The organism is Pseudoalteromonas sp. AWM4_233, from assembly GCF_056158285.1.
On sequence record NZ_JBSWSZ010000144.1, the window covers coordinates 1 to 6,828 of the forward strand.

7 protein-coding genes and 1 pseudogene are annotated in these 6,828 nt (G+C 45.4%); 5 read left to right on the forward strand and 3 right to left on the reverse strand.

Features of this window, described 5'->3' with window-relative positions:
• Both ACXAC4_RS27595 and ACXAC4_RS27600 read right to left on the reverse strand, forming a co-directional pair.
• Positions 1-549, reverse strand: a pseudogene (locus tag ACXAC4_RS27595) (C4-dicarboxylate ABC transporter); the annotation flags it as partial.
• Positions 550-1,245: 696 nt separating this feature from the next.
• Positions 1,246-2,382: an MFS transporter gene (locus tag ACXAC4_RS27600; protein ID WP_475168442.1), complete on the reverse strand. Its 1,137-nt coding sequence runs from the start codon at positions 2,380-2,382 to the stop codon at positions 1,246-1,248.
• A gap of 156 nt (positions 2,383-2,538) precedes the next feature.
• Here ACXAC4_RS27600 and ACXAC4_RS27605 point away from each other — a divergent pair, with 156 nt between their 5' ends.
• Positions 2,539-3,051, forward strand: a complete 513-nt coding sequence (locus tag ACXAC4_RS27605; RefSeq protein ID WP_475168457.1) for a phosphatase PAP2 family protein — start codon at positions 2,539-2,541, stop codon at positions 3,049-3,051.
• Positions 2,957-3,160: a phosphatase PAP2 family protein gene (locus ACXAC4_RS27610; protein ID WP_475168452.1), complete on the forward strand. Its 204-nt coding sequence runs from the start codon at positions 2,957-2,959 to the stop codon at positions 3,158-3,160. The genes ACXAC4_RS27605 and ACXAC4_RS27610 overlap by 95 nt, the downstream gene beginning before the upstream one ends.
• A gap of 12 nt (positions 3,161-3,172) precedes the next feature.
• On the opposite strand, the gene ACXAC4_RS27615 is transcribed toward ACXAC4_RS27610, so the two are convergent.
• Complete coding sequence (locus ACXAC4_RS27615) at positions 3,173-4,738, reverse strand: methyl-accepting chemotaxis protein (protein ID WP_475058201.1); 1,566 nt, start codon at positions 4,736-4,738, stop codon at positions 3,173-3,175.
• 250 nt (positions 4,739-4,988) lie between these two features.
• Here ACXAC4_RS27615 and ACXAC4_RS27620 point away from each other — a divergent pair, with 250 nt between their 5' ends.
• From ACXAC4_RS27620 to ACXAC4_RS27630, 3 genes are all read left to right on the forward strand, one after another.
• Positions 4,989-6,092, forward strand: a complete 1,104-nt coding sequence (locus ACXAC4_RS27620) for an AbrB family transcriptional regulator (RefSeq protein WP_475058199.1) — start codon at positions 4,989-4,991, stop codon at positions 6,090-6,092.
• A 35-nt stretch (positions 6,093-6,127) separates the two neighbouring features.
• A complete protein-coding gene (locus tag ACXAC4_RS27625; RefSeq protein ID WP_475168447.1) occupies positions 6,128-6,583 on the forward strand; it encodes a GNAT family N-acetyltransferase in 456 nt (151 codons plus the stop codon).
• On the forward strand, positions 6,570-6,828 hold a 259-nt coding region (locus ACXAC4_RS27630), incomplete at its 3' end, for an MmcQ/YjbR family DNA-binding protein (RefSeq protein WP_475168449.1). The genes ACXAC4_RS27625 and ACXAC4_RS27630, both read left to right, overlap by 14 nt.

Below are 6,828 nucleotides of genomic sequence, written 5' to 3' on the forward strand. Positions count from 1 at the left end.
GTCTCCACTAGGCATTGAAGTCACAGACGCGCCAGCTTTTTGGAGTACCTTGCCACCGATTCCAGCGAAACGGATTTTCAGCCCTCCTAAGTCTTCCATGGTGTTGATTTCTTTTTTGAACCAGCCTGCGGTTTCTGGACCGATCACGCTGCATAGCACTGGGTGGATGTTGTGCTTAGCGTAAAGCTCTTCGCCCAAGGCTTGGCCGCCACCTTCGTACCACCATGCAGCGTATTCCCATGGTTCCATACCAAATGGTACGGCAGCCAATAGAGCTGCAGCAGGAATACGCCCCTGGTCGTATGCTAGCCATGCGTAACCTGCATTGAGCTGTTTATTTTTCACCGCTTCGGTAATGCCGAATGGCGGTACGATTTTACCTGGCTCGTAAACTTTGAACTGGATATCGCCACCAGTAGCTTCCTTGATTTGTTCGGCAACTAACTTGATTGGGTCTCCTAGTCCGGGCAAATGAGTACCAAAGACAGCTTGAACTTTCCAGCGAATTTTTTCGTCAGAGGCGAGTGCGCCAGTAGAGGAGATAGTCAAGACAGTAGCAACTGCGGTCAGTGGTCACGGTGTGCTTGAGCAAGCGTTTGATGCGTAGCATTGAAATGAATCCTTTGGTTGTGTATCGGGGTTGCCCGAGAGTTATTTTTATATTTTTACACTAGATCGCATCATAACGATACAAAAGCTATGCATTATATAAGTTTTGTAGCGTCGTCAATATTCTTTTCAACCAAAAACGATACTAAAATTATCATTTTTAACAAAAAGTGTTGTTTTCCAATGCGTTAGTTGCTTGAAAAATGTTCAAAATAATTGAGTTACGATAAAAGTCGTAGAGGAGTAGAAGTGGAATAGGCTATTTTGAATAGAAGTCTATAAAATGACGATAAAATCTGATTAAAGTAACGGAAAGTATAGGTAAAGTGCTGGGTTATATTCTAATCCGCTACTTCATCAGCCCTTTGCTAAAGGTGGAGTCTTTCTCATACCCATTCACAAAGTGTGGGCTTATATGGTGACGTTTGAAGACCGTTGCCAACATCAAGAAATTCGCGAATTCTTTCAAAATATAGCCAAGTGCCTACAAAATTATTGAGCATAACAAAAAGTAGGTCGATTCAATCGTCCCATACTACTTAGAGTATTTTTAGGCTCTCAGCTATTAAACGGATTGGATTTCGTCAAAGTGCTCCACGAATGATGCTGACGGTCTGGGGTTTTTGTTTCACAGGTTCACGGTTGATACCAAGCAAAATCAGAGCCGAACAGGGACAACACTGCTGCGGTAGCTGGAATCCAAGCATAGCCCAAACCTACGGTAATCACTGCACCACCTAGTGCTGCCCCTAAAGCATTACCTAGATTAAACGCACCGATATTGATAGATGAAGCTAGGCCAGGGGCTTTGTCTGCAATGGTCATTACTTTCATTTGTAATGGTGGACCAATCATGAAGTTCACAACCCCCCAAATGAATACGGAGACAATGGCTGTGATCATATTGACGGTTATAAAACTAAAAGAAAGCAAAATAATGACTTGTCCAATCAGTGAAACGGTAAGTGATAGATCAGGCGAGCGATCGGCCAACTTACCGCTTACGAAGTTACCGATGGTGAAGCCAATGCCAGCAATCATCAACAAGTAGGCGATATTAGCCTCTGGAATTTTCGCAAGCGTTTGAAGGATAGGAGTCACATAGGTGTACAGGGTAAACATGGACCCAGCACACAAAATGGTGGTGAAGAATGTTCTCAACGCGGCGGGCTGCATAATCGCTTGCAGTTCTTGCTTAACGTTTGGACGGTTTGGCTTTTCCATATGAGGTAATGTGCGTAATAAGCCGATCATGGCGACCAGTCCAAGTGCAGAAGTGGCAGCAAAGGCGATGCGCCAATGAATACTTTGGCCTAACCATGTGGCAATCGGAACACCGATGATATTGGCGATTGTAAGCCCTAGAAACATGGATGCCACGGCAGATCCTTGCTTGCCAACTGGTGCAAGCTTCATGGCAACGAGAGCGCCAATGCCAAAGAAAGCACCATGGGACATGCTAGTGACGATGCGAGAAATCAGTAATGTGGTGTAGTCAACAGAAACCGCTGACAGTAAATTGCCGACGAAGAATACTGCCATCAGTGCAATCAATGACGCTTTATGGCTAAAACGAGTCATATACAACGTGACAAGAGGCGCACCAAACATGACACCGACGGCATAAGCACTGATTAACAAACCTGCTGTCGGTATGGAAACATCGACCCCTTCAGCAATCGTTGGTAGCAGGCCCATAGGGAAAAATTCGGTGGTGCCGATGCCGAAGGCACCCAAAGCGAGAGCAAAAACGCCCCATTGATAAGCTTGCATGGCAAATCCTTAAAAAAATTCTTAAGCAAATAAGGTTGAATAACGATCTAGAGCGTCAAAAGAAGGTGGAAACTACGCGTAAACACCCCCTTTAACAATGAAGGCAGGTATATTTACTTATTATTACAAAACTTTTGCCAAAAGAAGGAAGGCAAATTGATAATTCGTATTGCTTACTTAATGTTGAGTGCCATCGTGCTTGCGAGTACTTGGTTTTCTTTGGGACAACCGAATGGGTTCGATCAAACGGTTTTGTTGCTATTTAGAGACGACTCTTTAAATCTCATTGGCCCACACTGGTTGTCCGTTATTGTAAGGGACATCACGGCGCTGGGGAGTAACTGGGTATTACTGTACATCATGATAAGTCTATCAGCTATCTTGTGGTGCTCTCAGCGACGGTTGGATGCGACGAAAATACTAATAATGACCGTTGGTGGCGTTGTCATTAGTCTGGGATTGAAATATGTTTTCGATCGAGCAAGGCCAGATCTTGTCCCGCACTTGATTGAAGTCTACTCCCCCAGTTTTCCTTCCTGGACACGCCAGTATGTCAATGGTGTGCTTTTTGGGGATGGCGGTCGTATTATCACGCAATTGGGCTCACGCTCAGGCAAGGCATCTATTTATCATAATGGCAATTTTCAGCGCGGTATTGGTAGGTGTTAGCAGAATCATGCTTGGGGTTCATTGGCCCACGGATGTTATTGCTGGTTGGGGGATTGGTATTCTATGGGTTCTCTTTGTTAACCAATTTGGCTCACGCTTTGAAGCGTGAGCCAAACCAAAACTAGGATTTAAACTGGTTAATAGTCTTGTCTAATGATTGAGAGATACTGGCAATGTCTTCGCTTTGGCGCAGTATTTTATGGGAGCCTGCACCGGTTTGCTCAGAGATGGCGCTGATGGCGTGAATGTTGTTATTTATTTCATTGACCACAGCGCTTTGCTCAGAAGCTGCAGCAGCAATCATTGTGTTCATTTCACGTATTTGATCGACACTTGAAGCGATGTCTTCTAAGGCATGAGCTGCTTTGTTTGCGTCCTCTACACTGTCGTCGGCTTGGGCTTTGCTGATTTCCATTGCTTGAACCGCTTCGCTTGAAATTTGTGATAGGTTCTCAATGATGGTACGAATTTCTTCCGTAGATAATTGTGTGCGGCTGGCTAAGCTTCGCACCTCATCTGCAACCACAGCAAAGCCTCTTCCTTGCTCGCCAGCTCGAGCTGCTTCTATCGCTGCGTTCAGGGCTAATAAATTAGTCTGCTCAGCAATATCACTGATTTCTTGGGAAACGCGCCCGATTCCTTGAGCGTCTTCAGCTAACTTTTTGACAACGCCTGTGGCAGCATCAACCTTCTGAGCTAATTCTGCATTGGTTTGTGCTACATGAAGGACCATATTTTTCCCGTCATCGGCTAACTCTTTCGTTCCACTTGCGCTGACTTCAGCATTGGCTGCATTGCGGGCAACTTCCTCAGCCGCATTGGATAGCTCTTGAATGGACTGCGCCAATAACACACTTTCATTTTTCTGCTTATCAACGCCTTCGCTAGTCTCTCGGGTGACCTCAGCAAGCTGGTCTGCAGATTGACTTAAGTTATCCATGGTTTGAGTTAAGTTATGAATCGTTGGCTGAAACCGGTTTAGCATATTGTTGGTGGCTTCTCCCACCATACGAAATTCATCTTTTGAACCGAGCTGAATACGGGGGCGGAGGTCTGCATTCTCACCGATGACAGCCATGGTGTCCTTCAAGCGGTTGAGTGGCTGTATTAGTACCTTAAGCATAATGAGGTAAATGATGAGTAAGCCCGCTAAGATTGCAACAAAGTTGATGGTTGAATTTTTGATGATGGCGCTCTCAATGTCTTGATCTCGCTGCGCCATTGAATAAGTAATGCGAGCCGCGCCAAGTACGGTACCTTCGGCAACGGGGTGACAGGTAAGACAGTTTGTTCCATGACGATTTTGGGATGCCTCGAATGGCAGGATCAAGGTGATGTGCCGTTCACCGTCTACTTTACTGACATCAATAATGGTTTCACCAGACAGCGCTCTTCGGTCCAAGTCATCTTGCGCTTTTTCATGATCAAAACCCGGTCCGTAGATATTGCTGACGGCCTCCCCACGTAGCATGCGGACACTTGCGATGCCTTCGCGTTGGGAGATTTTCTCTCGGAGAATTTCTCGGCTTGCCATGGCACCGGTAAACATCAGGGCGTTCATGCTGTCCATGTAGCCGTTGGCAATATCCAGTAACTGATGCTCGGTTAGGTCTAAAAGCCGCTCTTTTTGCTGGTAGGAAGAGTAGAGATTTAACGCCGTGATAATCAAAAAAAGGATAGCTGCCATGGGCAATAGAATCTTCCAACGTACTGATATGTATTGGCGCATAGACCATTGGCCTCTTGTATAGTCATGGGAGTGCATAAAAAGTACACGTATTTGGAGTTTAAGATGGATTGCTTGGGGGGAGTATTGATCTAGCTCTATGTTTGTTGACTTTATCTAATGTGTCAGAAGCTGTCGCAAAGCCTCTTTTGTTATGCAATCTCATTGGGGGGGAGTGATACCATCAAATTTTTTCTAATGCCAAAATCCAATGTCTCGTTCAAACGCGTTTCCATCACAAGCTAGCCAATCAAAGCCCTCGACCAACAAAAATAAATGGTGGTATTGGGTGGCGTTATTTCTTTGTTCTGGTGTGTTGGTAGCAACTATGGAGTATGTTCATGCTCCGGCAGCATTCCTGCTAGGCCCCATGATTGCAGCCATTACCTTGGTTGTTTCAAATCATCCTATGTCTTTGCCCGTGATTCCATTTAGGTTAGCCCAAGTGATGGTGGGATTAATGATGGCATCACATTTACCCATTTCGACATTTGCTGATATCTCTGCCCAGTGGCCAGCATTTATCTTTGGCACACTTATGACTATGGTTGCTTCAGGCCTTGTTGGTGTTGTGCTAACGAAATCGAAATTATTGCCTGGAACGACGGCTATCTGGGGGACTTCTCCTGGGGCGGCAGGGGTAATGACGATAATGAGTGAACATTACAAAGCCGACATGCGTTTGGTGGCGGTAATGCAATACACTCGGGTTGCATTTTGTGCGCTAGCTGCGATGCTGACGGCAGGGCTTTTGGTAGATTCAGAGGTTTTGCAAATTATCCCTCATCAGTGGTCAGTTATCAGTTGGTCATCGTTTTGGATGACTCTCATAACGGGGTTAGTATGCCTGGCACTTGCGAGTCGTTTCAGTGTGCCTGGAGGTTTTCTATTAATCCCAATGTTTACAGGCTTCTGCCTGCAATCGTTAGGTTGGTTAACACTTGATTTACCTGAGTCGTTGCTTGTGGTGGCTTTTGCAATAATGGGCTGGGGAATTGGTTTTCGTTTCAGTCCTGACGTATTAAGGCATGCGCTACGCGTATTTCCATATATTGTATTGTCTATCGGCTTTTTGCTGCTTATGAATGCGTTGGTTGCTTGGGTTTTAACGTTATGGATCGATATTGATTTTCTTTCTGCGTTTTTAGGGACGAGCCCTGGTGGCGCGGATTCAGTTGCGATTATTGCGGCCAGTATTCCCGTCGATACCAGTTTTGTGATGACTATGCAGGTATCACGCTTTCTGTTGGTTATGATTGCAGGTCCGCTTCTGGCGCAATGGTTGTCTAGATCTTTTATGGAGAAAGCAGATTGATTCGTGCGATACAGCCAAGTGATTGGCCTACTATTATGATGATTCAAAAGGAAGCGTACGATGATATTACGCCAGAACCTTTGTCTGTTCTGCAAGGCAAGTGGCGTCGCTCTCCTGAGCTTTGTTTTGTTTACGAGAATGAGGGTGTGATTCAGGCTTATTTGCTAGCGCATACTTGGGCAGGAACAGTATTACCCAGTTTGGGTGTTGAACTAGAGAACGGAGTGGGTGATGAGTATGTGTTTCTTCACGACCTTGCCGTGTCGAGTAAGGTTCAAGGCAGTGGAATTGGACCTAAGCTGGTAGAACAGCTTTTTCTGAACTCTGCTAAGGCTGGTCTTCACGCTTTCTTTTTAGTATTGGTGCAAGCGAGTGTGGGCTACTGGCAACGTTTTGGTTTCTGTTCTATACCACAAATCGTCTCATCGAGTTATGGTGAAGATGCCGTGGTAATGCAGATGCTGGAGGAGGAAGCGAATGTCATGTTATGAGGCACTAATTCAGTACGTGGAATCAAAGCCGGAAGCGGTTTCTGAGTATCCGTTTGGCCCTGAAGCTCTGGTCTACAAAGTGTGCGGAAAAATGTTTGCGCTGTTTACTGAGGTGGAAGGCTGTGTACGGGTGAATCTAAAATGTGAACCAGATCATGCCATTGAGCTACGCAGCATCTTTGATGCGGTGAAACCTGGATACCATATGAATAAAAAGCATTGGAACAGCGTTTATTTAGATGGTT

What these genes read in the sequence shown, in the direction of transcription:
- ACXAC4_RS27600 (WP_475168442.1), bottom strand. Translation starts at nt 2,382, where the DNA reads ATGCAAGCTTATCAATGGGGCGTTTTTGCTCTCGCTTTGGGTGCCTTC.
- ACXAC4_RS27610 (WP_475168452.1), top strand. Translation starts at nt 2,957, where the DNA reads ATGGCGGTCGTATTATCACGCAATTGGGCTCACGCTCAGGCAAGGCAT.
- ACXAC4_RS27615 (WP_475058201.1), bottom strand. Translation starts at nt 4,738, where the DNA reads ATGGCAGCTATCCTTTTTTTGATTATCACGGCGTTAAATCTCTACTCT.
- ACXAC4_RS27620 (WP_475058199.1), top strand. Translation starts at nt 4,989, where the DNA reads ATGTCTCGTTCAAACGCGTTTCCATCACAAGCTAGCCAATCAAAGCCC.
- ACXAC4_RS27625 (WP_475168447.1), top strand. Translation starts at nt 6,128, where the DNA reads ATGATGATTCAAAAGGAAGCGTACGATGATATTACGCCAGAACCTTTG.